Raw genomic sequence first — 25,143 nt, 5'->3', positions numbered from 1 at the left:
ATTGGTTAAATTTTCTCAAATATTCCGTGATTATTGAATACAAAAAACCGTCTTGTTTGTTCAATAATCAGTTCGCTTGAGGGGGTTTCATGAAATCTGTAGGGGTCTGGCCGGTTACTTTTTTAAAAACCTGACTGAAATATTGTGCATTTCCACCGAAGCCGAACATTTCAGCCAGCTCAAATACTCTCACATCCCCACTTCTCAAAATATGCTCCGATGCTTTAGCAATCCGGTAATTGGTTACATAATTCGAGAATTTCTCCCCGGTAATTTTTTTGAATATTTTGCCGAGATAGTCGGGATTCATATATAACATTTCAGCAGCGACCGAGCTAAGCGACAGCTCTGCATTCTTGTAATCCTCTGCGATAATTTTGAACATTTTGTCTACAATAAGTGATTGCCGGGAACTAAAATGTCGGTCATACATCGCTGTTAAGCGAACCGCTGCCTCTTTGACGTATGCTTTTAAACCTCCCAAGGTTCTAATTTCGGCAAGCTCCGCCAAGCCCGATGTGAAGCTATTTCTTTCATCAGGGACTGCTAAACGAATCATAGCGGAATATAACTGTAAAACATAAGAACGCGTCACGTTAATATCTAACCGCTCATCTGCGAGCAAGTTGAATAATCGTTCCAATTCCAGCTCAACCGTATTTTGATCGCCTGCTTTTATAAGTAGACAAATATGCTCTTCATCTAGCTCGATATCATTTCTTCCACTTAGCTCATCACTTGGGATATCACTCCCGGTAATCAAACCGCCCGCCTCCAAATAAAAACGATGGTTCAGGCACTGCAAGGTCTGACGATACAATCTCCGGGAATGAATCATAAGGTCAGCATCACTAATCGCGATTGTCACATCCATTTTATAAAACTTGCAGAATACCTCTCTTACTTCAGCGATACGTTTAAGCAGGGGGCTATTCTGCACCGTATTTCCTTCGTCTTCTAGTAAAATTAATAAATGACCGCCTATCGTCGCACTCAGGAGTGTTTCCTGAAGTACGTCCTGGGCAATATTTTGCAGAGCGAACAGTTGCTCATATTCGTAAGAACCTTCTAGTCGGAACAGGAGCAAGCGCACCGTTTTGTCATTAAGTTCAATGCCGAATAGTTCCTGATAATACTCTAGATCCTGACTTCCATAAGTTTTATTAGAGATCCATTCCTTCAAAAATTGTTCTTTCACATGGGGCAATACCTTCTGAAGACGTTGTTTCATACGATTTACGAATTCGCCTCTGCTCTTTTGCTCATCGAGTTCCGCTACCAGCTCAATCAGTGCTTCATGGATCTGATTCTCATTGCACGGCTTTAAAAGATAATGTTTGACCCCGTTCTGCATAGCAATACAAGCATAATCAAAATCCTTATAACCAGTCAGCATAACGAATTTCACTTCTGGAAATCGTTCACTGCATTTTTGCACCAGTCCCAGGCCATCTAGACCAGGCATAGAAATATCCGTGATCACAATTTCAGGGTTAAGCTCCTCAATTTTCACCAAAGCTTCAATCCCGTTCCGCGCCGTGCCTACAAGCTCTGTTCCCGCTCTTCCCCAGTCCACAACCTGCGATATCCCTTCCAGAATCAAGCGTTCATCATCCACCAGCAGCAGTTTATACATTCTCTAGCACTCCTTTTAAGTAAGGTATACGCACATGTATAGTTGTTCCTTGACCCGGCTCACTTTCTATGACTGTGCCCCATTCAGGGCCGAAGACGATTTGAATACGCTCCGCGATGTTAGCTAAGCCGATGCCTTCTCCACGTGTCTTAACTCTCCCCATCTGTAAATCTTTGATAAATTCAGCGCTCATCCCCGGTCCATTATCACTGACTTTGATATCGAGGCCCTGATCTTCTTCACTAACTGTTATAGAAATGGTGCACGGCTCAATATTAGGCTCTAGCGCATAGCGAATAGCATTTTCGATTAAAGGCTGCAAGGTCAGCTTCGGAATTAATGCATCATGCAGATTTTCAGGTACATCCATCCGGAAATCAAGCCTCTCATCAAACCGTGTTTTCTGGATAATGACATAATTTCGCACGATAGTGATCTCTTTTTCAAGTGTAATTAGCGGATCCTTGAGACCAATAGAGCTGCGGAACAAGTAACCGAGCGCTTCTACCATTTCTGAGATTTTGGCTTGTTTGTTCATTTTGGCTAACCAATTGATCGATTCCAGTGTATTGTACAAAAAATGCGGATTAATCTGTGCCTGTAATGCTTTCAGCTCGGTCTCTCTAATAATCAGCTGCTTCGCATAGTTCTCATCAATAAGCTCTCTGATCCTGCGGATCATCATTTTAAAAGTCCGGTTTAGCTGACTAACCTCGTCCTGCGCAGTCTGTGAAACCACACCTAATGACTGTTCCTCCAGATTGTCCAGATCGCCCTTCTCGATTTGCTTCATTTTTTTGGTCAGCTTAGAGATCGGACGTACAATACTACGAGCAAGCCTGTAGCCTAAAAGGAGACCAATTAATAAGATTAGTGCGAATATGATGACAACCAGTTTTTTGACAAAAGTAATATGTTTGAACATCTCATTAAATGGAGTTGCATTGATGTAGATCCAATCTATATAAGATGATTTCGTCTTGGTTATAAAATAAGTACCTTCTTGATATTTGGCCGTGCGATATAGCTCCGGACGTTCTGTCTCTTCTTTAAGCTCTTCTGGCAAAAGAATCGGTGCTTCAGGATAGATCGCCTGTCCCGTCGTGGCATCAACAGCTATTAATTGGTCGGTATCGCTCGTACTATCCGCAATGATTAGATCGATCCGAATACGGATCACGAGTGTTCCCAGATCATCCAGCGTAAACGTTGACCCTGTATAAGATTTAATCTGCCGAACCGCCAAAAGTGAATTTCTGTTTCCTTGCGGATACCACACTATACTCCCGCTAGCTTCCGCAGCTAACGGCTTTAACTGATCCTGCAGATCCTGTGATACCCCTTCACGATTGCCCGCAGTCATTACTCCGCCACTCGTATCCATTAGCATCATGGAATAAACGTATTTCTCTGCCCCTGCAAAAGCAACCAGCCTGTTTATGATCTTGTTATGTAGAACTTGTCTTTCATAAGGCTGTGGATCATTCTGCAATTGGCGCAGGCATTCTTGGATTTGCTCATCAGACACCACTGTAAAAGAAAGCTGATCCAATTCTCTTAGGGCATTCTCGATGCTAATGGAGGACATCCCCAATACCTCAGAGGCCTTTTCATAAATTTGCTTGTCATAGATACGATACACATATTGCAAAACGGTCAACGAGAATAAAAAGGAAAGTAGAAGCAAAAAGGAAATAATCAGTATCATTTTGTTGAAAATGCCCGAACTTCTGTAAGCGCTAACATTTTTCCAAATCATCTGTTTTCTCCGCTCCCTAAATATGATAATTTTCATTTATTATCACTATAATTCCATTATAAACCATAATGTTCCATTTGGGTAAATTTACGTGAACTGAAAGATAAGGATAGTATAATGGCTCGGCGAAAAAAATCCTATGTAAAAAAGGGCTCGAAATGAAATCCAGAATCAGAGTTCACTTCAAGCCCTTATATTGAGCTACCTTCACACCTACAACAGACTAACCAAGCATCATTCGGTCATCTGCCAATTTATGTCCGCTGATTGTCTCGAATTCTCCGAGCAGCCGTTCTACGGTAAGATCTTTTTTACGAACCTCGTCGATATCCAAAATAATACGCCCCTTATCCATCATGATCAGACGATTGCCAAGACGAATGGCCTGCTCCATGTTATGGGTAACCATTAGGGTGGTTAACTTCATCTCACGGACAATGGACTCTGTCAGTTTAGTAATCAGCTCCGCACGAGAAGGGTCAAGGGCTGCTGTATGTTCATCTAAAAGTAAAATTTGCGGTTGAGTAAAGGTCGCCATTAGCAGACTTAGCGCTTGTCTCTCTCCACCTGACAACAACCCTACTTTTGCCCGCAGGCGATCCTCCAGCCCAATCCCCAGACGGCTTAGCTCGTCGCGAAATAAAGCTCTTTTTGCTTTATTTACTCCAAAGGTTAACCCTCTGCTTTTGCCTCTTTTATAAGCCATAGCTAAATTTTCTTCAATCGTCATATGTGGAGCCGTACCCGCCATTGGGTCCTGAAAGACCCGGCCGATCCAGCGACTCCGTTGAAATTCCGCCAAATGGCTGATTGAATTTCCTTCAATGCTGGCTGTACCCAGATCCGGCTTCATGACACCGGAAATAATGTTCATCAACGTAGATTTACCAGCTCCATTACTTCCAATGATGGTGACAAAATCACCGGGAAGAAGCTCCAAGTCAATGCCGAGCAGCGCTATTTTCTCATCTGGTGTTCCGGGATTGAACAGCTTAGATACGTTCTCCAGTTTAAGCATCGATGGTGCCTCCTCTCTTGCTGCTTAGCGCTTGCTCAGCTAATTCAACGGAACGCCTCCGCGCCATATTCTTCTGCTTCAGGAAACGCTGAATCGACGGGAATACAAGAGCGAAAATAACGATAATTGCTGTGATCAGCTTAAGATCCGAAGCTTTCAGCCACGGTACCCGCAAGGCAAGTGCAACTACGATCCGGTAAACTATGGATCCGAGCACAACAGCCAGTGTGGCCCGAAATACATTTTTGGCACCAAATATGGCTTCACCGATGATCACCGAAGCTAACCCGATTACAATCATCCCAATACCCATGGAGGAATCCGCAAAAGTAGAATACTGAGTAATTAACGCTCCCGAGAGCGCCACCATTCCATTGGATAAACTGACACCAAGAATAGTGGTATTATCCGTGTTTACACCCAGACTACGGATCATTCTTGCATTATCTCCGGTAGCCCGCAGCGCAAGTCCAAGATCCGTACGCAGGAATAAATCCATTACTATTTTCACAAAAATAACTACAAACGGCAGTACGAGCAGAGGATCAATGGAAGTGAACAAGGTAGTGACGCCCATTAAAGACCAGTTGGGTTTGCCACCAAATATCCGCAGATTAATGGAATAAAGTGCAATCATCATCAAAATACCGGATAACAGTCCATTAATCTTGCCTTTCGTATGTAATAGGCCCGTGCACATTCCTGCCAGCATTCCACCAGCAATAGCGGCCAAGGTAGCAAGCCATGGTGCATAACCGTTAGTAATCATAACAGCGGCAATGGCGCCACCAGTGGTAAAGCTCCCATCTACAGTCAAATCAGGGAAATCAAGAATACGAAAGGTAATGTATACACCTAAAGCCATAAATGCGTAAAGCAAACCCATTTCAACGGCCCCGAGCATCGAATTTAACATAGATGACTTCCTCCTTCGAGCGGAAAGGGGCGTTCTCACGAAATCGCCCCTATATAATGGCTTATTGAATAATATTGTTAGCTTGATCGGCAACTTCTGCCTTCATTGCATCAGTCACTTCTATGCCTTGTGCTGCTGCAGATTTCAGGTTAAGAATGAGATCAAGTTTTTCTTGCATGGTTACTTTCATATCAGCTGGCTTTTTACCATTTTTCAAGATATCCACGGCCATTTGACCCACTTGATAACCATGATCGAAATATTTAAAACCAACGGTGGCAAAAGCGCCCTTTTCAACCGTATCACGGTCACTGGAGAAGAACGGGATTTTCTTGTCATTAGCCGTTTGAATAATGGTATCCACTGCACTTACGACTGTGTTATCCAAAGTAATGTAGAATGCATCTACACGACCCACAAGTGATTCCGCAGCTTGTTTGACTTCAGAGGTATTCGTGATGGCAGCCTTCACTAGCTCAATTCCATGCTTATCCAATTCTTTTTTAGCAATCTCAGCCATAATTACTGCATTGGGTTCACCTTCATTAATAACGATGCCCAGCTTTTTCACGTTAGGAAATTGGGTAGCTATAAATTGCATTAATCTGTTAATCGCTTCGGGATTGGTGTCCGATACACCTGATACATTTCCACCTGGATGCTCCAGATCCGTGACAATCTTCGCGTCGAGTGGGTCAGTTACTGCTGCGAACAAAATCGGTGTATCCTTACTTGCTTTGCTGAGTGCTTGAACAATTGATTGAGCGGAAGGCGTTGCAATTGCCAATACCAAATCATTTGAGTCAGCGGCAATTTTTTGAGCAATGGACAAGTTATTCGCTTGGTCAGCCTGAGCATTCTCAAGGTCAACCTTCAGGTTCTCGCCTTCAACGATTCCTGCATCCTTCAAAGCAGCGAGAATTCCTTCGCGTGTAGCATCAAGTGAGGGGTGTTCCACATATTGTGAGATCGCAATTTTGTACGTTTTTGAATCTGCTGCTCCTGCATTCGTAGGGGAATTACCGGAATTCACTGCATTTCCTGAGTTTTCAGCGGTGTTATTGTTGCCACAACCAGCTGCTACGAGCATGAAGCATAAGCTTAATCCCGCCAAAATGTTTCTCTTTTTCATCAAAGTACCCCATTTCATTAGTTTATTAACGCATACATCAAGGTGAGCGACTCAGCATTATCACTTTTATCGATAAAAGCATTAAAGCATAAGCTTACACGTACCTCACATTAATGATAGAAATCTATTAAACCTATATTATATGGAGGTTGTTTATCCGTCAATCACTTATCATATTTCCATAGATTTCAAATTCTGAAGAATATATGACATCAAAAGAGGTAATGCTTGGTTGTCTCTTACAGCGATTGCCTTCGTTTCTTTTACATAAAAAAAATCGCCCTGCACAAACTTAATTTACAGTTTGAAGATGGAGCGTGTTAAATGGCTAATAATCACAAAAGACTACTAACCACCGCTACTGTATTGCTTGCTGTCGCTTTAACGAGTTCATCCTGCGGTTATTCTTCTCAATCGCAAAAACCTAAGGTTAACGCGCTAACTCCTGATGGTAAAAATGCCTCCAGTTATTATGAACAATCTGCAATTACTGACGCTCAGGGAAAGTACTGGATTCCACTCAAGCCTGCGGTTACTTCGCTCGGATATCGGATGAAGGATGATGGTTCTAGTGATGGATACACTAAAATCGGTTATAGCGATGTTATGTATATGCTGCGCCCTGGCTCTCCACAGGTATTCTCACTTGGGGAAAAAATCACACTGCCACAAGCCCCTAGACGGCAAGAAGGGCAAATCTATATCACCCCTTTAGCCTTGTCCAAATTTTTGCAAACAGAAGTAGGCTGGAATCCCCAGTCGGGTGAGATAAACATTGCTACACCGTCCGAACGTAAGACTATCGAAAAATTATCGACGGTCGAATCCACGAGTGAATCTAAATCTTTACGCATTCAAAGTATTTCTGAAGCGGATAAACAGGAGTTAATCTCTTTTGCCAAAAATTTCTTGGGTGTTCCCTACGACTTTGGCGCTGGATCTTATGAAGAAACCAAAAAATTTGATTGCTCTTCTTTTACAAGGCATGTATTCAAAAAATTCGGAGTCAGCTTACCTCGTTTAGCTAAAGATCAGGACAATTTAGGTACCCGTGTAAGTCGAAGCGAACTGGATGTAGGAGATCTTATCTTCTTTACCGTTCCCGGTCGATTTGAAAGTGATGCTATACCTGGTCATGTCGGTATTTACATTGGAGACGGAAAGTTTATCCACACCTGGGGTGAACCCGGAGTTCAGATCAGTGACCTCGACTCAGGTTATTGGAGTAATGTAATCCTCCATATGCAACGTGTTTTATAAGCTTCCCATACTTTAAAAGAAATCATTCAAAAAGCCTGAATCCCTATTGATGGGGTTCAGGCTTTTTGACTATAACTTTTATCCAGTTTCTTAATCCCAGCTCTTGCCCCTTCCGCTCATCCGGACAAACAGCTTTACAAGTTCAACTATAACAATAATCGCTACGGCCGCTGCACATACTATTCCCCACTGTAATCCACTTAAATGTGAAACACCAAACCAGTCGTTTAAGCCCGGGATGATGATCACAAGCACAAGCATTAGTATAGAGATCAGCGAAGCCCATAACATATAGCGATTGCTGAACCAACCGATCTGGAATAGCGATTTTTTATTGGATCTGACGTTAAAAGCATGAGCGATTTGCAGTAATCCTAATGTACCAAAGGCCATTGTAACCGCAATACCTTCATTGTAATGCGTATGCGCCCATTGATACACGATCAACGTAAGCGCCGCTTCTATAATCCCTTGATATATAATCCCGATCCCCACGCCGCCCGCAAAGATGCTACTGCTTGCTTTACGCGGCTTCTTCGCCATTACATCCTCGCCGGCTTTCTCAAGTCCGAGGGCAAGTGCAGGTAAGGTATCCGTAACGAGATTAATCCACAGAATATGGATCGGCTCTAGAATACGCCAGCCAATCATAGTGGCAATAAATAATGTCAGCACTTCCCCAAGATTAGCGGAGAGAAGGAACTGGATAGCCTTGCGGATATTGCTGTAAACCTTCCGTCCTTCTTCTACGGCAACAACTATAGTCGTAAAGTTATCGTCGGCAAGCACCATATCTGATACACCCTTGGCAACATCCGTTCCGGTTATTCCCATGCCCACGCCGATATCGGATGATTTAAGTGCAGGAGCATCATTTACACCATCTCCGGTCATCGCCACAATTTTTCCTTTTTGTCGCCAAGCCTTAACGATACGAACCTTGTGTTCAGGAGAGACGCGTGCATAAACCGAATAATCGGTAACCTTCTCCGCAAATTCCTCTTCGCTGAATTTATCCAGCTCACTACCCGTTAATACACCTGATTCATCTTCAATAATCCCTAATCTTTTTGCAATAGCCGCTGCTGTATCACGATGATCGCCTGTAATCATTACAGGTCTAATTCCCGCTTTACGGCAGATAGCTACCGCATCCCGTACTTCCTCACGCGGCGGGTCAATCATACCGACCAAACCAATAAATATTAACTCTTTCTCCGTGGTATCTGGTGAGAGATCGGTCGGCAGCTGCTCCTCATCTCGGAAAGCAAATGCCAAGACTCGAAGTGCATCATTCGCAAGTAATTTATTACTTTCCATGATATTCCGCTTATGTTCGTCTTGTAGAGTTACAATTTCTCCATCCACATAGATATGGCTGCATTTGGACAAAAGTACATCTGGTGCACCCTTTGTCAGCACACGATAACGTCCAGCTTCGACCTCATGAACCGTTGTCATCAGCTTGCGATCGGAGTCAAAAGGCAGCTCATTTTTACGTGGGTATTTCTTTTCCAGCTCCCTTTTGTCAGTGCCTATACTAAGCGCATAATCGACTAACGCAGTCTCCGTCGGATCGCCGATGATTGCTTTTCCGCTCTTGGTTTGTGGGTCCTTAGCTCCAGCTTTTGCTTCAGGTTCACTAGGAGTCTTTCCTTCGTCAATACTGGAGTCATTACAAAGCGTCATAGCTTGAAGCAATAACTCGCCACCAGGAATCCCTTCAAGCCCTGCACTGGAATCAGTGGTCTTTCCGTTGACATGCACTTTTTCGACAGTCATTTTATTTAATGTTAAAGTACCTGTCTTATCGGAGCATATAATCTCTGTACTTCCAAGTGTCTCCACGGCGGGAAGCTTGCGAATAATCGCTTTTCGTCCCGCCATTCGCTGCACACCAAGCGCGAGAATGATCGTAACAATTGCTGGCAGCCCTTCCGGGATAGCCGCTACCGCGAGTGAGATCGAGGTAAGTAGCATATCCAGCAGCTCTCTTCCTTCGAAGATCCCAACGGCAAAGATAATCACGCAGACGCCAAGAATAATAAAGGTAAAATATTTACCTAGCTCATCCAGCTTTTTTTGCAGCGGTGTTACATCTGTATCTTCTTCCGAGATATAACCGGCAATTCTACCGACCTCCGTCTGCATTCCTGTAGCTGTAACTACACCAATTGCTCGGCCATAAGTTACACTGCTGCTCATATAAGCCATATTGGTGCGGTCGCCGATTACAATGTCGCTACCCTCAAGCACACCGGCCCGCTTTTCAGAGGGCAATGATTCTCCGGTAAGCGCGGCTTCCTCCGTCTTCAACGAAGCGGCTTCCAAAAGTCTTATATCCGCCGGAACTACATTTCCAGCTTCCAGCAATACGATATCCCCGGGCACAAGGTCTTCACTTTTTATCTCAGTAACCTGGCCGGAACGTCTTACTCTGGCGTGTGGAGAGGACATACTTTTTAGCGCATCGAGTGCTTGCTCAGCCTTATTTTCCTGAATAACTCCAAGCACCGCGTTCAAAATGACTACAAGCAAAATAATGATCGTATCCGTCCATTCCCCCAAGACTCCTGACAATACAGCTGCTACTAGCAAAATAAAGATCATTACATTTTTAAATTGTTCGATAAACTTTCCTAATAGCGATTTGGTCTTCGCTTCTTGAAGTACGTTCTTCCCATATCGCTCCACAAGTTTGGACGCTTCATCGGAAGATAAACCCTCTTTCCGAGTTTCCAGCCTATTCAGCACTTCTTCCTCGCTCAGTGTATGGAAGGGTACCAGCCCTTGCGATTGTGGATTATTTGAATTCAAACCATAGCCTCCTTCCAGAATTGAGATCTGGTAAAACCTCTCATATGAGTTTTACCCAAAATAGGCATGGTGATTCTTGAATGGTATGTACTTTTTTAGAAATTTAGATGTTCTTTCTTCAAATCGCGATTGAAGCTTTTAAACCTGGTCCCTTGATACAGGAGTTCGCCTCGATCCCCTTCCACAATCAGACCAAAATCCTGATCTCTTACCTGCAACTCCAATCGAGAGCCATCGGCAAACTCAAACGTAACAAAATAGCTAGTATTTGCTCTCGATTCACCGGATCCCCCCCATACCTCGGTTCGTTTGGTGACCGCTGTGCAGTTTGCTTTTATCAAAGGACTTGCGTTATTGGATATCCAGATTCTCACTGATTTAACAATTATAAAAACAAAAAGGCCAAGAAAAAGCAAAGCAAATAATTTAAAAAACAGTGGCATCTCATGAATGAAACTTCCGAAAAAGCTGCGCTCATCAAAACCGTTAAAATCCTGCCATTCGCTCAAATTTATCCCTCCTGACTGAAACAAGATAATAAAAGTTATCTATGCTGCGAAATACGTCATTTTTCCCGTTCGGTTTCATGTTTTCATCATCTATATATGAATTTTTTTCACAAAACAATTTGGATTCAATGGAAAAGGTATGGTATGCTTTTTATACTACATGCAGTTGGGAGGTGTTATTTCGGTGCAATATATAGCGCGTTTGTCATTACTTTGGTTTCTTCGTATAGTCCTAATCCTGGGGATGATATTTTCTTTTCCACCTGCCTGGTCTGGAGGATCATTCACTACGGAGCAAGAATCAACGACATCCGAAAATGAACGCTACGAGCGAAAGTTCACACCTCCCGTAAGGATTGCACCTCAAATAACCCCTCAGGTAGGAGCCATCAAAATAGCTGAACAGTGGGGAACGAAGTCTATTGCGGTAGCTGCAATACTCCCTGTACTTTCTTTACTGTTCCGTCCAGTGATTTATAAATTCCTGCTTCGACTTCGGCTGTACCTGTTAAAATTCACTTCTCATTTTCTAATATCACTCCCCTAGCGAAGTTCACCTCTGCCCTAATTGAATGTCTGCTGAAGGGATTTTAGAACTTCGATTGATAAATAATCTTATGATTCATGAATATAGAGAAGCGGATTTACCGGTTGGTATACATGCTCGCATTGCTCATCCTCCACCGGAAGAAAGCAAGTATTTTGGCTGAAACGTGTCCTGAATATCTCTTCCGGTGAGCTTTTTGCATTAGTAATATTCGCAGCACTATTCCTGATTGCTGGATTCTCCGAGACCATTCATCTAGCAGACAGAAGTTATTGGCGCACTACTAGTGGACTTGTCCTCGCTGAAACCGAACATGTGAAACGGATTGATAAATCTGGTGATCCTGTTTCGTGATTTCTTCAGTGTCATCTTCTGCTTCAGCTTCGGACTGACATAGATCCACTCACCTTAGGCAGTGAGGCGCTCTGGTACTCCCTTGCAGCAGTTATCGTTACGCTAAATGGCAACTTTATTGCAGGCTTGCTGGCCGGACGTAGCGTTGGTCACAGCCTTCATGCTTCATCATCCAACATTCGATGCCCATAGTCGCGCGGGATGAATTTTCAATAATTATGGCCAATTTGGGTAAAGCATTGCGGAGTGCTGGCTATTCTTCACTATTTGTAGCCATTCGCAGCCACTTGGAGCCTTTGCAACATTCTCCGTCATTTGCAACCATTTGCGGCCCTTTGCAGCTATTTGCAGCCATTTTCAGCCTTTCGCAGCCTTTCGCAGACATTTGCAGATATTTGCAGCCATTTACGTGCTGATCCTTGTTCTCCTTGGACATTGTCTGACGAAGGAATCTAAATAGATTTATAAATAATGGATAAAGTATTCAACTTTGAGAAACGACATGATGCACGAATATCCAAAAAATCTGCCATAGCCACTGAAAATGAGTAAGGTCGTTTCCCCTGTTGAAGGAGGAAAAACTATGCAGAACAAAATAAATCAACGTCAACAGCTACAAAGAAGCTCTACCTTCCGAGTTCTTACCGTCATTGCCGGCGCATTGCTTGCTGCTGTAGGATTGGAATTATTTTTAATGCCACATGGCCTTGTTGTCGGCGGGATTACAGGCTTATCCGCATTATTCGCTCATACTACTGAAATGCAGCTTGGATTGTTTCTATTTCTATTCAATCTGCCCTTTATATTTATGTCGCGAAAACAAGTAAATCTCCGCTTTGCTCTTTACACTGTTCTGGGATTAACCTGCCTAACCATCGCGTCTCTTGCGCTGCATCGTTTTCCTGCTGTGATTAGCGATCCTTTACCTGCCGCAATGGCAGGAGGCATCTGTCTTGGAGTAGGTATTGGAATATCTGTGAGATTCGGCGGTGTAAATAAACAAGCCAGTGACCAGGGGTATTCTCTGCTGAGCGGCGGACCTCCAAAATCAACGGAAGTTGTGATTATGATCCTGAACTGTGCAATTCTGCTTTTTGCAGGTACATTGTTCGGTTGGGAGCAAGCGATGTATTCTATTATTGCCTACCTGCTGGCTTTCGAAGGTGTTCGTATCTCACTACGGGGATTATCCCACTCCCGCACTGCTTGGATTACCAGCAGCCGATGTTTGGACATTCAGCAAGCAATCGCAACCTCTCTAAACCGAGAAGCTGCGATTGCCGAAGGTTCAGGGCAAGATGGAGAGGTTAGCACGTTGTTTTGTCTGACAAACAGAATGGAAGAAGATCATCTTCGGGCAATCGTTCTACAGTGTGATTCAGAGAGCCAAATCGTGTTCAGATCAGCCACTAAAGATCATAGACAAACACGCTTACACGAATAAAAAAAGGGAGCGCCCTTAAGCCATGAAAATGGCTGGAGCGCTCCCTTCTTTTTGAATTTAGCCTTTGATCGCAACCAATTTTTCTGAGCGAGGCCTCAAACTTCTTGTTCGAGACCCCAAACTTCTTGCGAGAACTCAAATTTCGCATTATTCGAAGACGTTTACGCGCATGAGGCAGCTATCGGACACAGCGGACCTTATATGCAGAATTTCCCGGAATTCTGAATGCATTCGGACCGCATAGCCCCTATTGGCACAAAAAACGCCAACTACGAGCCTATTTCTTATGAATAGCTGCACTGGGGTCCGAAACCTTGCTCCAAAGGCGATATATTTGCGAATAACGTCATTGGAGTCCGAAAGCTTCAGCGGATGTACATGATTCGGTGGGATCGGACGATGGATGAATATGATTCGGTGGTATCGGACGATGGATGAAAGTGATTCAGCGGTATCGAATAAGCGGAGAGCTATGATTCGGTGGCATCAGACGGCGGTTGACTATGATTCGGTGGTATCGGACACAGCGGACCTTATATGCAGAATTTCCCGGAATTCTGAATGCATTCGGACCGCATAGCCCCTATTGGCACAAAAAACGCCAACTACGAGCCTATTTCTTATGAATAGCTGCACTGGGGTCCGAAACCTTGCTCCAAAGGCGATATATTTGCGAATAACGTCATTGGAGTCCGAAAGCTTCAGCGGATGTACATGATTCGGTGGGATCGGACGATGGGTAAATGTGATTCGGCGGTATCGGACAGTGGATGAACATGATTCCGTGGTATCGGACGATGGAGCGATGTAATTCGGGGGCATCGACGATGGATGGATGTGATTCGCCGGGATCGGACGACAGATGACCATGATTCGGTAGCGTCCGAAGATGGTTGAATGTGATTCAGCGGTATCGGATAAGCGGAGCTATGATTCAGTGACATCAGACGGCGGTTGACTATGATTAGGCGTTACCGGACGACGAATGACTATGTTCGGTGGCATCGGTTTATCCGGATTAGAGACATATTGCAGCATGCCGTAACTACGGCCAAAAACGCAAAGCAGCGATCCTCCAGTAATAGGAGGATCGCTGCTTGCAGACTGTCTCATACGATGAAAAAAACACCCATGGACAACCCCTACTTTTCATTTAATCCGCTACTTAACGGAACATTCCCCACAAGCGGATTAAATGAAAGGTGTTGTTCGGATCGATTTTCTGCGCGATGATAAACTTTACAATTTGTTCTTCCTGTGTCGAGGTCAGTTTCTCGTTCAATACACCTGACGCTTTCCGTACCAATCTGCGAACAACCGCAGGATCCTGCAGCTCCTGTTTCGAGATGCCCTCAATCATACTTTTGATACGATCCTTCACAGTCGAGTTTTTCATCTTCAGCTTGATGCGATCCACCAACTGAGGGCTAATTCCGAATTGTTGATAACCCAAGTGTAGCACCTCCCGTCATATCCAATCTTTCACAGTATATGAGCCTTCGGTGCTACATGTGCCTAGTTAGTCAATTAATTCTCCTTGGAAGATCTGTTCACTCTGTAAATAATGCCGAAGAGATGCATATTCAGGTGATGTCCAAAAGGCTTCATCCTTAAGCAGCTCTGCGACATCATCACGCGCCTGCTCCAGAATTTCAAAGTCAGCCGTCATATCTGCCAGCCGAAACTCCGGTAATCCACTCTGCTTTGTCCCAAAAAAATCCCCCGGTCCACGCAGCTCCAAATCCCTTCGGGAAATCTCAAATCCGTCATCCGTATCGGTCATGGCAGTCATTCGCTCACGTCCGATTTCAGATTTTGGATCAGCTACCAACACACAAAAAGAGGCATGCTGCCCTCTTCCTACCCGTCCACGCAGCTGATGCAGCTGTGACAGGCCAAAACGATCCGCATCCATAATGATCATCAATGTAGCATTAGGAACGTCTACACCAACCTCTACCACCGTAGTGGACACAAGCAGCTGCAGCTCATTGTTATAAAACGCCCGCATCACTTCATCTTTTTCAGCGGGAGTCATTTTCCCATGCAAAAGCCCAACTTTATAGCTAGGGAAAGCTTGGCTCATCTGAATATGCAAATCAATAGCATTCTGCACATCCAGCTTCTCTGACTCTTCAATGAGCGGACAGATCAAATAAGCCTGACGACCCAGATCAATTTCACGCTTAATCAGATTCAGCACACGATCCATGAGATCATGTTTTACCCAATAACTAGTTATAGGAACTCGGCCTTTCGGCCTTTCAGATAAAGTGGATACATCCATATCGCCAAAAACAGAGATCGCAAGTGTACGTGGAATAGGCGTCGCAGTCATCGTCAGTACATCCGGATTATATCCTTTTCGCCGCAATACACCACGCTGATTCACACCAAAACGATGCTGCTCATCAGTTACCACAAGACCCAGATCACGGAAAAATACATCCTCCTGAATCAAAGCATGTGTTCCTACCACGATATCAAGCATCCCCATTTGCAACGAGGCCAATAACTCTTTACGTTTTCGGCCAGTCACACTGCCCGTCAGGAGTCCTACAGTAATCCCAAACGGCTCAAACATCCTGGTAAGTGAACGCATATGCTGTTCTGCTAAAATCTCTGTGGGCACCATTAGTGCGCCCTGAAAACCAGATCTTACCGTAGCAAAAAGCGCCACAGCCGCAAGCACTGTTTTACCCGAGCCAACATCTCCTTGCAGCAGACGATTCATGCAATATGGTGAACGCAGATCATGTAAAATCTCCAGCTCTACACGTTTCTGTGCATCTGTAAGCTCAAAGGGCAGACTGCGCACGAACTGGCGTACCGTCGCGTTATCCACTGTGTGGACTACCCCATCCATCCGCCCGCGGTTCAGAACCCTGAACGCTTGCATCTTCAACTGGAACAGGAATAGTTCCTCATATACCATCCTACGGCGCCCCTGCTGCCCCTCACGAGTGTCCTCAGGCCTATGGATAGTGGCAATGGCCCGTTTACGCGGCATGAAGTCATATTCCCTCATAATAGAATGCGGTAAAATCTCTGGAATCAGATCCCCATACTGCTGAAGTCCCTGATTAATAACCTTCCTGATCCAGGACTGAGTGATCTTACCACCTACCGAATAGACTGGCTGCAGTGTTCCCGTCTTCCCTTCACCACGATCCGGAAATTCATAATCAGTCACTGTAATCTGATTGCGCTTCTGATCCCATTTTCCGGTCAGCACAATTTCCCGTCCCACAGTGAGTTGCTCTCTTACGTAATGGCGGTTAAACCAGGTTGCTGTGAACATCCATGGCTCTGCAACCATCTTACAGCTAAGACGTGACTTGCCGCCAAAACGCTGCAGTACAGGGATACCGATTACTTTTGCCTCAACGGTCACTTTATCCCCGTGTTTAGTCTCACTCAGCGAGCGGGGCCGATAATCCTCGTAGCGGAACGGATAATACTCTAATAAATCCTTTACTGTAAAGACGCCAAAGGCGTGAAGCTCGCTTTGCTTTTGAGCACTCACGCCAGTTATGTTTTTTACTTCAATTTGATTTAATGCCAGTGTCATATTTATCCCTCATTTTGCAGGCCAAATGAACACAGCTAATGTACCGTTACCGACATGGCTGCCCACGACAGGGCCGACGTTCGTCAGCACTTTTTCTTCCAAGGTGAAGTGTCCTGCAAGCTCATTCAGGAACTCCTCGCCGGAAGCCGGTTCAGCCGTATGACCTACGGCCACATTGATTTTGTTTACACCCTGCAGATCCCGCTTGAACAGTTCAATCATACGGGCGACAGCCTTCTTACGGCCTCTAACTTTCTCCACCGCATAAATAATACCTTCTGCATCAATGGACAATATCGGCTTAATATTCAGAAGTGTCCCCAGAATAGCGGAGGCTTTTCCAATTCTCCCGCCTTTTTGTAAATATTCAAGTGTATCTACTAAGAAGTAAAGCTTACGCGATTGACGTAGGCTTTCTACAGCCTCAAGTATCTCTTCAGGTCCTTTGCCTTCAGCAGACATTCTGGCAGCTTCCACTACCATAAATCCAAAACCATAAGAAGCGGAGAGAGAATCCACAACAGTGATCCCTTCTCCCTCTTCCTCCAGCATCGATTTAGCCAGCAATGCAGATTGATAAGTCCCGCTCAGTCCAGAAGAAATATGAAAGGAAAGGATAGAACAGCCCGGGTTACGCTCCAGAATACTGCGGTACACATTCATATATTCAACCGGTGAGGGTTGAGAAGTAGTCGGCAGCTGTGAGGTACGGGGAAGACGCTCATAGAACTGCTCCGGAGTCATATCCAGATTGTCCCTAAAAGCCTCTTCGCCGAACATTAAGGTCAACGGTACTACCTCAATTCCGTACGTTTCCGCCATTGCTGGCGGGATATCTGAAGTGCTGTCGGTGACGATAATGGTACGATTCATGGATTTTCTCCCCCAAGCTATAATTTTGCCAACTACGCAATAACAAATTTCTACTCCATTGTTAAAGAACCATTAATTCCTACCTATGGCTCTACAGAGAACAGATAATAATACAGGGGTTGGCCACCCTCATGAATCTCAACTTCCACATTCGGATAAGTCTCTTCCAGCCACTCACTCAAAGAATCAGTAGCCTCGGATTCTGTTTCTGCACCAATAAGGATCGTAACGATTTCGTCGCCATTCTCCAGCATATTGGATAACAGCGCCTGACTTGCAGCCAAAAGATCATCTGCAGCAGCAACAATTTTGGAATTAGAAATCCCAATAAATTGGCCCGATTTAATCTCCAGCTCATCAAAGCTTGTATCACGCACAGCGTTCGTTACTTGTCCGGACTTCACATGAGAGATTGCTTCCAGCATATTCTCAGAATTAGTCTCCACTGCATCTTCCTCTTGGAATGCAAAAGCTGCTGCTATTCCCTGCGGAATACTTTTACTTGGAATCACCGTAATCTCACGTTCGCCCTCTAGAAGATCTTTAGCTTGTTGAGCGGCAAGAACAATGTTCGAGTTATTTGGCAAAATATAAACATGCTTCGCAGATATGGAAGAAATCGCGTTCACGAAATCCTCAGTGCTAGGATTCATTGTCTGACCGCCAGCTAGGACTACGTCCACTCCAAGGCTTTTGAAAATGTCAGCAATACCTGCGCCAGATGATACCGCGATGAAGCCGTAAGGCGCCAAATCATCGGCCGGTGGTTCAGCAGGAGACATTTGCACTGCGCTCTTCTCATTCGGCATATCAGCGAATACATCAGGCATTGGTGCAATATCCATGCCCGCAGTCAGCAGGTCACGATGCTGCTCTCGCATATTAAGAATGTGAATCTGCGTGATCTCCCCATAAAGAAGAGCCAAGTTCATCACTTCACCTGGAGCCTTAGAGTGCACATGCACTTTAATCGTCTCATCATCCGAAATAACAATAATGGAGTCGCCATTAACTGACAACGCTTTCCTAAAAGCTTCCTCATCAAAATTGGTTCTCACGTTAACGCCTAACTGGCGATTAATGAAAAACTCCATATCATATAGAAATTCTATATCTTCAGTAGATAGCTGTGACTGCGCAGAAGACTGTACAGAAAACAGTTCACTTTCAGGTTTCGTTAATACGGGTTTAGGCGCTGGTGCAACTGGTGTGTGGGTTTGTCCTTGCACAGATTCAGACAGACCGGTAGTACTTCCATTCGTCAGATGCTGGTGAAACCCTTCATAAATGTAGACCAAACCTTGGCCGCCAGAATCTACAACACCGACTTGCTTCAATACAGGCAATTGCTCAGGCGTATAAGCTAAGGCTTCTTTTGCTTTGGCTAATACCTCTGTCATCAGCTCCACAACGTCAGTAGTACGGCGGGCATAATAAACAGCATGTCTTGCAGCCTCTTTAGCTACAGTAAGAATAGTTCCCTCTACGGGCTTTACAACTGCTTTATACGCAGCGTCCACTCCGGTTTGCAGCGCAGCAGCGAACTGCTGTGTATTAAGCTCATCATGTTGAGCCGCATACCTGCTAAACCCTCTGAATAACTGGGACAAAATAACGCCGGAATTCCCACGAGCTCCCATTAATAAGCCCTTGGAGAGTACACCTGCACATTGGCCCACAGAAGTGGTGTTATTTTTCTTTAATTCATTCGCACCTGCGGTCATCGTCAAATTCATGTTTGTGCCGGTATCTCCATCTGGGACCGGAAAAACATTTAGGGAATTGACGTGTTCTGCATGCTGTTGCAGCTTATCCGCTCCAGCCAATACCATAGCGGTAAAATCTGTTCCGTTTATAGAACGCTTACTCAATTGAGAATTCCCCTTCCTAACTTCATGCCTAATCATTCTATGATTAACAGGACATAATGCACTAATTTACATTGTACTATAAGTATTAAAAGAAATAAATGTTTTTGAATCGGTTGACGTAGCAAAATTTGCTGTGATATTATAGATAAGTATTGTTTATGCAGGTGTTAGGAATAAGGAGGTGTAATCTATGTCCCGCAAATGTGCAGTAACAGGCAAGAAACCGAGCAGCGGCAACCACGTGTCTCACGCTAATAACCGCAACCGTCGTTCTTGGGGAGTTAACGTTCAGAAGGTCCGTATCCTCGTGAACGGTAAACCAAAACGCGTGTACGTCAGCACCCGTGCTTTGAAAGCCGGTAAAGTTGAACGCGTTTAGTCTTTAGCAATTTTAAGACCGAACGATAACTTATATGAAGCAAAAAGCACCCTTTACATTTGTAAGGTGCTTTTTTTCATGTTTTCTTTTCTGTTAGCGGCTTAACTCTTCTGAAATGTGTTCAATATTGCTTTAACAAAACCTCCCAAAAACCTTGGCAGCTTAAACGTGTAAAATTTCATGATTTACCCTCCCATCAATTCATGCCGTACGCAGGAGACTTTCCTCTTGTCAATAACGGAAACGAACTGCAGTCCTCCCTGCCAAAACAAAAAAGGCTACATGAGATTTCTGCTCATGTAACCATATTTATGCACCGAGGACTTGGCCTATACCTCTAGTCTCAATAGCCTATTTTTTTAACGCAGTGCAGATTCGGCTGCTTCTCGAATTCCGCGGATCGCCGCAGCACGATCACTCCGGCCAAAAACTGCATTCCCCGCTACCAAAACATCGGCTCCAGCTGCCACAACTAAGGGTGCTGTCTCTTCCGAGACTCCACCATCTACTTCGATCAATAAATCTGGATTCACTTCATTCGCCCATTCTCGAATTTGAATGATTTTGCGCAAAGTGTTAGGAATGAATGCTTGACCACCAAAGCCTGGATTAACGGTCATCACCAGAATCATATCCACATCCTCCAGCACCTCACGCACCGCTGAAGCCGGAGTACCCGGATTAATTGCTACACTTGCCTTCAGCCCCAGCTCCTTGATCTGATGAACCACACGATGCAAATGAACGCATGCCTCAGCGTGAACGGTGATCACACTTGCACCTGCTGCAGCAAAATCAGGGATATAACGTTCTGGTGACTCAATCATCAAGTGAACATCAAGTGGCAGCTTGGTATGTAACGATACAGCTTTTACAATAGGTGGACCCAATGTGATATTCGGCACAAAATGACCGTCCATTACATCCACATGTATCCAATCTCCACCACTGGCTTCCGCCTCTGCTACTTCTGGACCTAAACGCGCGAAATCCGCCGACAATAAAGATGGTGCTATTCGTATCATGATGTTAGTACCTCCGCTTTTTATCTTTCATTTCATTAAAAAACAGTTTGTAATGATCATAGCGACTATCCGCAATTTTCCCTGCTTTCCAAGCCTCTATTACACGGCAGCCTGGTTCATGCTGATGACTGCAGCCCCGGAACTTACAATCGGATGCATATTGAGCAAATTCACGAAAACAAGTGGACAGCTCTTCTACACCAAGCTCTAAGAAATCAAGCTGACTAAAACCTGGGGTATCTGCAACAAAACCTCCACCACCAATATCCATCAGCTCCACATGACGGGTCGTATGGCGACCACGTCCCAATCGTAAACTGATCTCTCCAGTCTCCAGTTTAAGCCCTGGAACAATACGATTCAATAAGGTGGACTTACCAACCCCCGATTGACCCGCAAATACGCTAATACCACCAGTAAGCCGTTGTCTTAGCTCATCGCTTCCGGCACCAGTAAGTGAACTTGTGACCATCACTTCATATCCGATATCCTCATAAAGTTCTTTAACATAACGAGTAGCTTCACCATCATCATCCGCCAAATCCTGTTTAGTCAGAACAATTAGGGGTTCCAGACCCGAATGCTCAATATGAACTAGAAACTTGTCCAACAGATTCAGGTTCATATCGGGCTCTCGAACGGAGAATAAAAGGACTGCGAGCTTAACATTCGCTACAGGTGGACGAATCAGTTCAGATTCTCTAGGTAGAAGTTCATCCACCATTCCTTCTCCATGCTCAGTAAGTATATAAATAACCCGATCTCCAACTAGCGGAGCGATCCCTTTTTTCTTGAGAATTCCTCGGCCTCTGCATTGAACAGAATGCTCTTCAGTCGCAATTAATCCTTCGCGGAGCGGTTTCACATAATAATAACCGCTTAACGCCTTAACAATTATACCTTCAGGCATACATAGTGAGCCTTCCTCTCCTGATTTTGCGAAAATGACCCAAGTCTGATATCCCCGGGTCATTTCGCTACGCCAACCGTTCAGGTTAAACCCTGTTTAGTTGTTGTTTTTATCTTTAGATTTATCCTTGCCTTTATTGTTGTGCTTATTATTGCCATTATTAGTCGATTCACTATTTATAGAACTATTGTTTACGAACCCTGTCTGATTCACCGCCCCGTTATTCCCTCCGTCATTCTCTGAACCTGAACCTGGCAAGATCTCCGGTTCAATCGTAGGTTCAATTGTAGGCGTAGGTTCAGCAGAAGGTGTTGGAGTTGGCTGTGGTGTTGCTATAACTGGTGGTTCAGGCTCCTGAACGGTTCCGTTCTTAGCATCGATATAAGGAATGACATAAGTATCCAAAAGCACACCGTCACGGGTAACAATAACTGAACCATCTTTATTAGGAGCCAATACTAGATTCACAGATAACACTTGGCTCTTTCCAATGGTACGTGTTCCCCAATCCTGCTTCTCTCCATTATTGCGCGCATCCACGAATTCGATACGAATCTTGCTCTTTTTCCCATCCTGAGCAGGAGCGACTGGCACATTAAAGGTATAATTCAGGGCTTCAGGTGGATAACCTGTACTTAAGTAAATCGTAATCGCTGTTCCAGGTGGAACAGAAGTACCTGTCCCCTTATCAAATGCCCAAGTCTTTGTTACTTTACCTTCTTCAATGCTGAAGCTGGATTCTTGTTTAACTTCTCCAAGAACAAGCTTGGCACCTTCCAGCAGCGCCTTTGCCTCACTCTCCGTCTTACCGATGAGATCTGGCAACAGTACACTTTCTTCTCCTTTACTAACGTAAAGGGTGATTTGAACCGTCTCAGGATCGAATTCTGTATTTAATGCAGGGTCAGATTTTACAATGAGACCTTCATCTGTATTTTCGTCATAGAGAGGTTTATTATCAATCCGGTCCTGGGCTACACCCAGCGCCATCAATGCTTTAACCGCATCATCAAAGCTCTTGTTAACTACATCTGGCATCTTGGGTAGTGGCTTAGCCGTATTCACAGTGAGTATTAGGGACGCTCCTTTTTTCACTTTGGCATCCTTTTCCCTACTTTGCTTAATGACCACATTCTCTTCAAAATTCGGACTGTAGTCATACAGAATAGGATCAGCAACCTCAAGCCCCAAATCCTCAAGCTCAGTTTGTGCTTGTTCTATCTGTTTACCTACTACATAAGGAACGGAAACCTCAGGAACAACTAGCTGTGATTTAACGTACCATACGAGACTGGCCATAGCCAACAGCAACAGCAAGGTAAGCCCAATCCATAATGTGGGTTTTGCCCATTGTTTTTTACCTTTGCTTGAAGGCACCGGTTCATCATCTTCATCACGAACCATCCGTTCCTCACGATGATTACGATTACCATTGCTTCTTTGAATCGGTTTTATCGCCGGGATAACCCGCGTACGATCCTCATCTTCTTCATCGTTGAACAGAATCTTCGCCTCACTGCGGCGCTCCGGCAATAAGCATGTTTCCAAATCCTGCAACATTTCTTTGGCAGAGTCGTACCGCTCCTCCGGATTTTTACGCATTGATCTCAGAATTACATTCTCAACGCTTTGCGGAATGAGTGGATTCAGAAGTTTTGGTTCTTCAAACTCTTCTTGCAGATGTTTTAAAGCTACACTAATCGGACTCTCTCCCAAGAAGGGCAGGCTTCCGGTAAGCATTTGATAAAGTACAATACCTAATGAATACAAGTCAGACTTTTCTCCTGTAGAGACACCTTTGGCATGCTCTGGCGAGAAATAATGTACTGAACCAACCACAGAACCGGTCTGTGTAATGGTTGTTGACGTAACTGCGCGGGCAATCCCAAAGTCGGTTACTTTCACCCGGCCGTTGCGTCCGATCAGGATATTATGTGGTTTTATATCACGATGAATAATTTGATTCTGATGCGCATGATCTAGGGCATCACAGATTTGTGAAGCGATCCGTACGGATTCATCAACCTGTAATGGCGCTCGTTCTTTTATAATTTCATTAAGATTCTGACCCTCAATATACTCCATGACAATGTAATGAATTTCGTCTTCTTGTCCTACATCGTATATGCTGACGACATTCGGATGAGACAAAGATGCGGCAGATTGCGCCTCACGCCTAAAACGGCGAATAAATTCCTCGTCATGCACAAACTGATTGCGCAATACTTTGATGGCGACATTTCGGTTTAAAAGAATGTCATGTGCTCTATAGACGAGCGCCATTCCACCTCCGCCGATCCGTTCGATGACTTGGTAACGGCCGCCCAATTCGTGACCGATCATCAATCCCACTCCTTTGTTTCGGGCACAGCGGCCTCTCCATGATGTTCTAACAAAGCGACGCTAATATTATCGCCACCGCCGGCGAGCAGTGCCAGCTGAAGTAAACGGTCCGCTCTTTCCTCTAACGATATCTCATGTATACCTGCTACTTTGCCTAAATGCTCATTTGTGACAAAGTTGCTTAAACCATCGCTGCATAGAAGCAAAATTTCCCCAGGTAGCAGAGCTATAGGCGCCATATCAACTTCAACCTCAGCATCTGTTCCAAGTGCCCTCGTCAGCACATTACGACGCGGATGATTATCCAATTCCTCCACACTGATCTGACCGTTCTTGAACAGCTCATTGACTAGCGTATGATCCTCGGTTAGTTGAACTGCCGCACTGTCTTTTATTAAATAGGCTCTGCTGTCTCCGATATGGCCAATATATCCGTTTGATCCATTCAAAAGAACAGCAACGACAGTAGTACCCATATTATGATACTTATCGTCACCGGAAGCCTCCCTGAACACAGTGCTGTTAGCTTCCAAAATAGCAGCTGACAACGCATCACGCAGAGCTTCGTCTTGAAGTCCAGACTCTAACCCGTCTAGGTTATTCCTCATTGTCTCCAAAGCGAGCCTGCTTGCGGTTTCACCAGCCTGATGTCCACCCATCCCATCGGCAATAATACCGAGTGTATAACCGTGGCGCGTCGCGCCGATCCAGACCGAATCCTCATTGACAGAGCGCACTCGGCCAATATCGCTGGCATGAACTGTTCTGATCAAATATCC

General features: G+C 44.6%; 21 protein-coding genes. 4 read left to right on the top strand and 17 right to left on the bottom strand.

All coding sequences use genetic code 11. The features are described 5' to 3' along the window. Nucleotides 1-67: 67 nt before the first annotated feature. The 5 genes from NYE72_RS12470 to NYE72_RS12450 form a co-directional block, all read right to left on the bottom strand. Complete coding sequence (locus NYE72_RS12470) at nt 68-1,636, bottom strand: response regulator (protein WP_076141506.1); 1,569 nt, start codon at nt 1,634-1,636, stop codon at nt 68-70. Next, entirely contained in the window at nt 1,629-3,395 is a 1,767-nt protein-coding gene (locus tag NYE72_RS12465; protein WP_038574396.1) for a sensor histidine kinase, read from the bottom strand. Before NYE72_RS12465 ends, NYE72_RS12470 begins: the two co-directional genes overlap by 8 nt. Before the next feature lie 223 nt (nt 3,396-3,618). Beyond that, complete coding sequence (locus tag NYE72_RS12460) at nt 3,619-4,413, bottom strand: ABC transporter ATP-binding protein (protein WP_036686220.1); 795 nt, start codon at nt 4,411-4,413, stop codon at nt 3,619-3,621. Next, nucleotides 4,406-5,329, bottom strand: a complete 924-nt coding sequence (locus tag NYE72_RS12455; RefSeq protein WP_076141507.1) for an ABC transporter permease — start codon at nt 5,327-5,329, stop codon at nt 4,406-4,408. Before NYE72_RS12455 ends, NYE72_RS12460 begins: the two co-directional genes overlap by 8 nt. A gap of 61 nt (nt 5,330-5,390) precedes the next feature. Continuing rightward, nucleotides 5,391-6,461: an ABC transporter substrate-binding protein gene (locus NYE72_RS12450; RefSeq protein WP_076141508.1), complete on the bottom strand. Its 1,071-nt coding sequence runs from the start codon at nt 6,459-6,461 to the stop codon at nt 5,391-5,393. A gap of 324 nt (nt 6,462-6,785) precedes the next feature. Between NYE72_RS12450 and NYE72_RS12445 the strand changes: the two genes are divergently transcribed. Then, nucleotides 6,786-7,721 (top strand): NlpC/P60 family protein, encoded by a 936-nt coding sequence (locus NYE72_RS12445; RefSeq protein WP_036686216.1) that lies wholly within the window; start codon nt 6,786-6,788, stop codon nt 7,719-7,721. A gap of 90 nt (nt 7,722-7,811) precedes the next feature. Here NYE72_RS12445 and NYE72_RS12440 read toward each other — a convergent pair whose 3' ends face one another. Both NYE72_RS12440 and NYE72_RS12435 read right to left on the bottom strand, forming a co-directional pair. Beyond that, nucleotides 7,812-10,508 (bottom strand): calcium-translocating P-type ATPase, SERCA-type, encoded by a 2,697-nt coding sequence (locus NYE72_RS12440; RefSeq protein WP_076141512.1) that lies wholly within the window; start codon nt 10,506-10,508, stop codon nt 7,812-7,814. A gap of 125 nt (nt 10,509-10,633) precedes the next feature. Then, nucleotides 10,634-11,047: a DUF2500 domain-containing protein gene (locus NYE72_RS12435; protein ID WP_249267720.1), complete on the bottom strand. Its 414-nt coding sequence runs from the start codon at nt 11,045-11,047 to the stop codon at nt 10,634-10,636. Between the two features lie 184 nt (nt 11,048-11,231). Between NYE72_RS12435 and NYE72_RS12430 the strand changes: the two genes are divergently transcribed. After that, nucleotides 11,232-11,594 (top strand): hypothetical protein, encoded by a 363-nt coding sequence (locus NYE72_RS12430; RefSeq protein ID WP_038570328.1) that lies wholly within the window; start codon nt 11,232-11,234, stop codon nt 11,592-11,594. 937 nt (nt 11,595-12,531) lie between these two features. Further along, a complete protein-coding gene (locus NYE72_RS12425; RefSeq protein ID WP_051491444.1) occupies nt 12,532-13,392 on the top strand; it encodes a YitT family protein in 861 nt (286 codons plus the stop codon). 927 nt (nt 13,393-14,319) lie between these two features. Here NYE72_RS12425 and NYE72_RS12420 read toward each other — a convergent pair. The 5 genes from NYE72_RS12420 to NYE72_RS12400 form a co-directional block, all read right to left on the bottom strand. Further along, complete coding sequence (locus NYE72_RS12420; RefSeq protein WP_141118525.1) at nt 14,320-14,505, bottom strand: hypothetical protein; 186 nt, start codon at nt 14,503-14,505, stop codon at nt 14,320-14,322. Nucleotides 14,506-14,557: 52 nt separating this feature from the next. After that, nucleotides 14,558-14,845 carry a stage VI sporulation protein F gene (locus NYE72_RS12415; protein WP_036686212.1) on the bottom strand — a complete coding sequence of 96 codons (288 nt, stop codon included), beginning with the start codon at nt 14,843-14,845 and terminating at the stop codon, nt 14,558-14,560. Between the two features lie 66 nt (nt 14,846-14,911). Then, complete coding sequence (gene recG, locus NYE72_RS12410; RefSeq protein WP_036686210.1) at nt 14,912-16,963, bottom strand: ATP-dependent DNA helicase RecG; 2,052 nt, start codon at nt 16,961-16,963, stop codon at nt 14,912-14,914. Between the two features lie 9 nt (nt 16,964-16,972). Further along, nucleotides 16,973-17,836, bottom strand: coding sequence for a DegV family protein (locus NYE72_RS12405; RefSeq protein WP_036686209.1), 864 nt, complete (start codon nt 17,834-17,836; stop codon nt 16,973-16,975). An 83-nt stretch (nt 17,837-17,919) separates the two neighbouring features. Beyond that, nucleotides 17,920-19,707, bottom strand: a complete 1,788-nt coding sequence (locus tag NYE72_RS12400; RefSeq protein ID WP_038570325.1) for a DAK2 domain-containing protein — start codon at nt 19,705-19,707, stop codon at nt 17,920-17,922. Between the two features lie 190 nt (nt 19,708-19,897). Between NYE72_RS12400 and rpmB the strand changes: the two genes are divergently transcribed. Then, on the top strand, nt 19,898-20,086 hold the full coding sequence (rpmB, locus tag NYE72_RS12395; RefSeq protein ID WP_036686205.1) for a 50S ribosomal protein L28: 189 nt from the start codon (nt 19,898-19,900) through the stop codon (nt 20,084-20,086). A gap of 101 nt (nt 20,087-20,187) precedes the next feature. Here the strand turns inward: rpmB and spoVM are convergent, their stop codons facing one another. The 5 genes from spoVM to NYE72_RS12370 form a co-directional block, all read right to left on the bottom strand. Beyond that, complete coding sequence (spoVM, locus tag NYE72_RS12390) at nt 20,188-20,268, bottom strand: stage V sporulation protein SpoVM (protein ID WP_020431362.1); 81 nt, start codon at nt 20,266-20,268, stop codon at nt 20,188-20,190. Nucleotides 20,269-20,445: 177 nt separating this feature from the next. Further along, nucleotides 20,446-21,111, bottom strand: a complete 666-nt coding sequence (rpe, locus tag NYE72_RS12385; protein WP_036686202.1) for a ribulose-phosphate 3-epimerase — start codon at nt 21,109-21,111, stop codon at nt 20,446-20,448. A 4-nt stretch (nt 21,112-21,115) separates the two neighbouring features. Next, nucleotides 21,116-22,021 (bottom strand): ribosome small subunit-dependent GTPase A, encoded by a 906-nt coding sequence (rsgA, locus tag NYE72_RS12380; RefSeq protein ID WP_036686201.1) that lies wholly within the window; start codon nt 22,019-22,021, stop codon nt 21,116-21,118. 96 nt (nt 22,022-22,117) lie between these two features. Beyond that, entirely contained in the window at nt 22,118-24,364 is a 2,247-nt protein-coding gene (gene pknB, locus NYE72_RS12375) for a Stk1 family PASTA domain-containing Ser/Thr kinase (RefSeq protein WP_036686199.1), read from the bottom strand. Continuing rightward, complete coding sequence (locus NYE72_RS12370) at nt 24,364-25,137, bottom strand: Stp1/IreP family PP2C-type Ser/Thr phosphatase (protein WP_076099575.1); 774 nt, start codon at nt 25,135-25,137, stop codon at nt 24,364-24,366. Before NYE72_RS12370 ends, pknB begins: the two co-directional genes overlap by 1 nt. Between the last annotated feature and the right edge of the window lie 6 nt (nt 25,138-25,143).

It is taken from the genome of Paenibacillus sp. FSL L8-0333 (genome assembly GCF_037965665.1).
GTDB lineage: Bacteria > Bacillota > Bacilli > Paenibacillales > Paenibacillaceae > Paenibacillus_AQ > Paenibacillus_AQ odorifer.
The sequence above is the reverse complement of the archived record's forward strand: the minus strand, read 5'-3'. Positions and strand labels throughout refer to the sequence as shown.

Excerpts from the sequence above, each read along its gene's own strand:
- NYE72_RS12425 (WP_051491444.1), top strand. The coding sequence starts at position 12,532 with ATGCAGAACAAAATAAATCAACGTCAACAGCTACAAAGAAGCTCTACC.
- rsgA (WP_036686201.1), bottom strand. The coding sequence starts at position 22,021 with ATGCCTGAAGGTATAATTGTTAAGGCGTTAAGCGGTTATTATTATGTG.
- rpe (WP_036686202.1), bottom strand. The coding sequence starts at position 21,111 with ATGATACGAATAGCACCATCTTTATTGTCGGCGGATTTCGCGCGTTTA.
- NYE72_RS12460 (WP_036686220.1), bottom strand. The coding sequence starts at position 4,413 with ATGCTTAAACTGGAGAACGTATCTAAGCTGTTCAATCCCGGAACACCA.
- NYE72_RS12450 (WP_076141508.1), bottom strand. The coding sequence starts at position 6,461 with ATGAAAAAGAGAAACATTTTGGCGGGATTAAGCTTATGCTTCATGCTC.
- recG (WP_036686210.1), bottom strand. The coding sequence starts at position 16,963 with ATGACACTGGCATTAAATCAAATTGAAGTAAAAAACATAACTGGCGTG.
- NYE72_RS12455 (WP_076141507.1), bottom strand. The coding sequence starts at position 5,329 with ATGTTAAATTCGATGCTCGGGGCCGTTGAAATGGGTTTGCTTTACGCA.
- spoVM (WP_020431362.1), bottom strand. The coding sequence starts at position 20,268 with ATGAAATTTTACACGTTTAAGCTGCCAAGGTTTTTGGGAGGTTTTGTT.
- NYE72_RS12445 (WP_036686216.1), top strand. The coding sequence starts at position 6,786 with ATGGCTAATAATCACAAAAGACTACTAACCACCGCTACTGTATTGCTT.
- NYE72_RS12405 (WP_036686209.1), bottom strand. The coding sequence starts at position 17,836 with ATGAATCGTACCATTATCGTCACCGACAGCACTTCAGATATCCCGCCA.
- NYE72_RS12420 (WP_141118525.1), bottom strand. The coding sequence starts at position 14,505 with ATGAGACAGTCTGCAAGCAGCGATCCTCCTATTACTGGAGGATCGCTG.
- NYE72_RS12465 (WP_038574396.1), bottom strand. The coding sequence starts at position 3,395 with ATGATTTGGAAAAATGTTAGCGCTTACAGAAGTTCGGGCATTTTCAAC.
- NYE72_RS12470 (WP_076141506.1), bottom strand. The coding sequence starts at position 1,636 with ATGTATAAACTGCTGCTGGTGGATGATGAACGCTTGATTCTGGAAGGG.
- rpmB (WP_036686205.1), top strand. The coding sequence starts at position 19,898 with ATGTCCCGCAAATGTGCAGTAACAGGCAAGAAACCGAGCAGCGGCAAC.
- pknB (WP_036686199.1), bottom strand. The coding sequence starts at position 24,364 with ATGATCGGTCACGAATTGGGCGGCCGTTACCAAGTCATCGAACGGATC.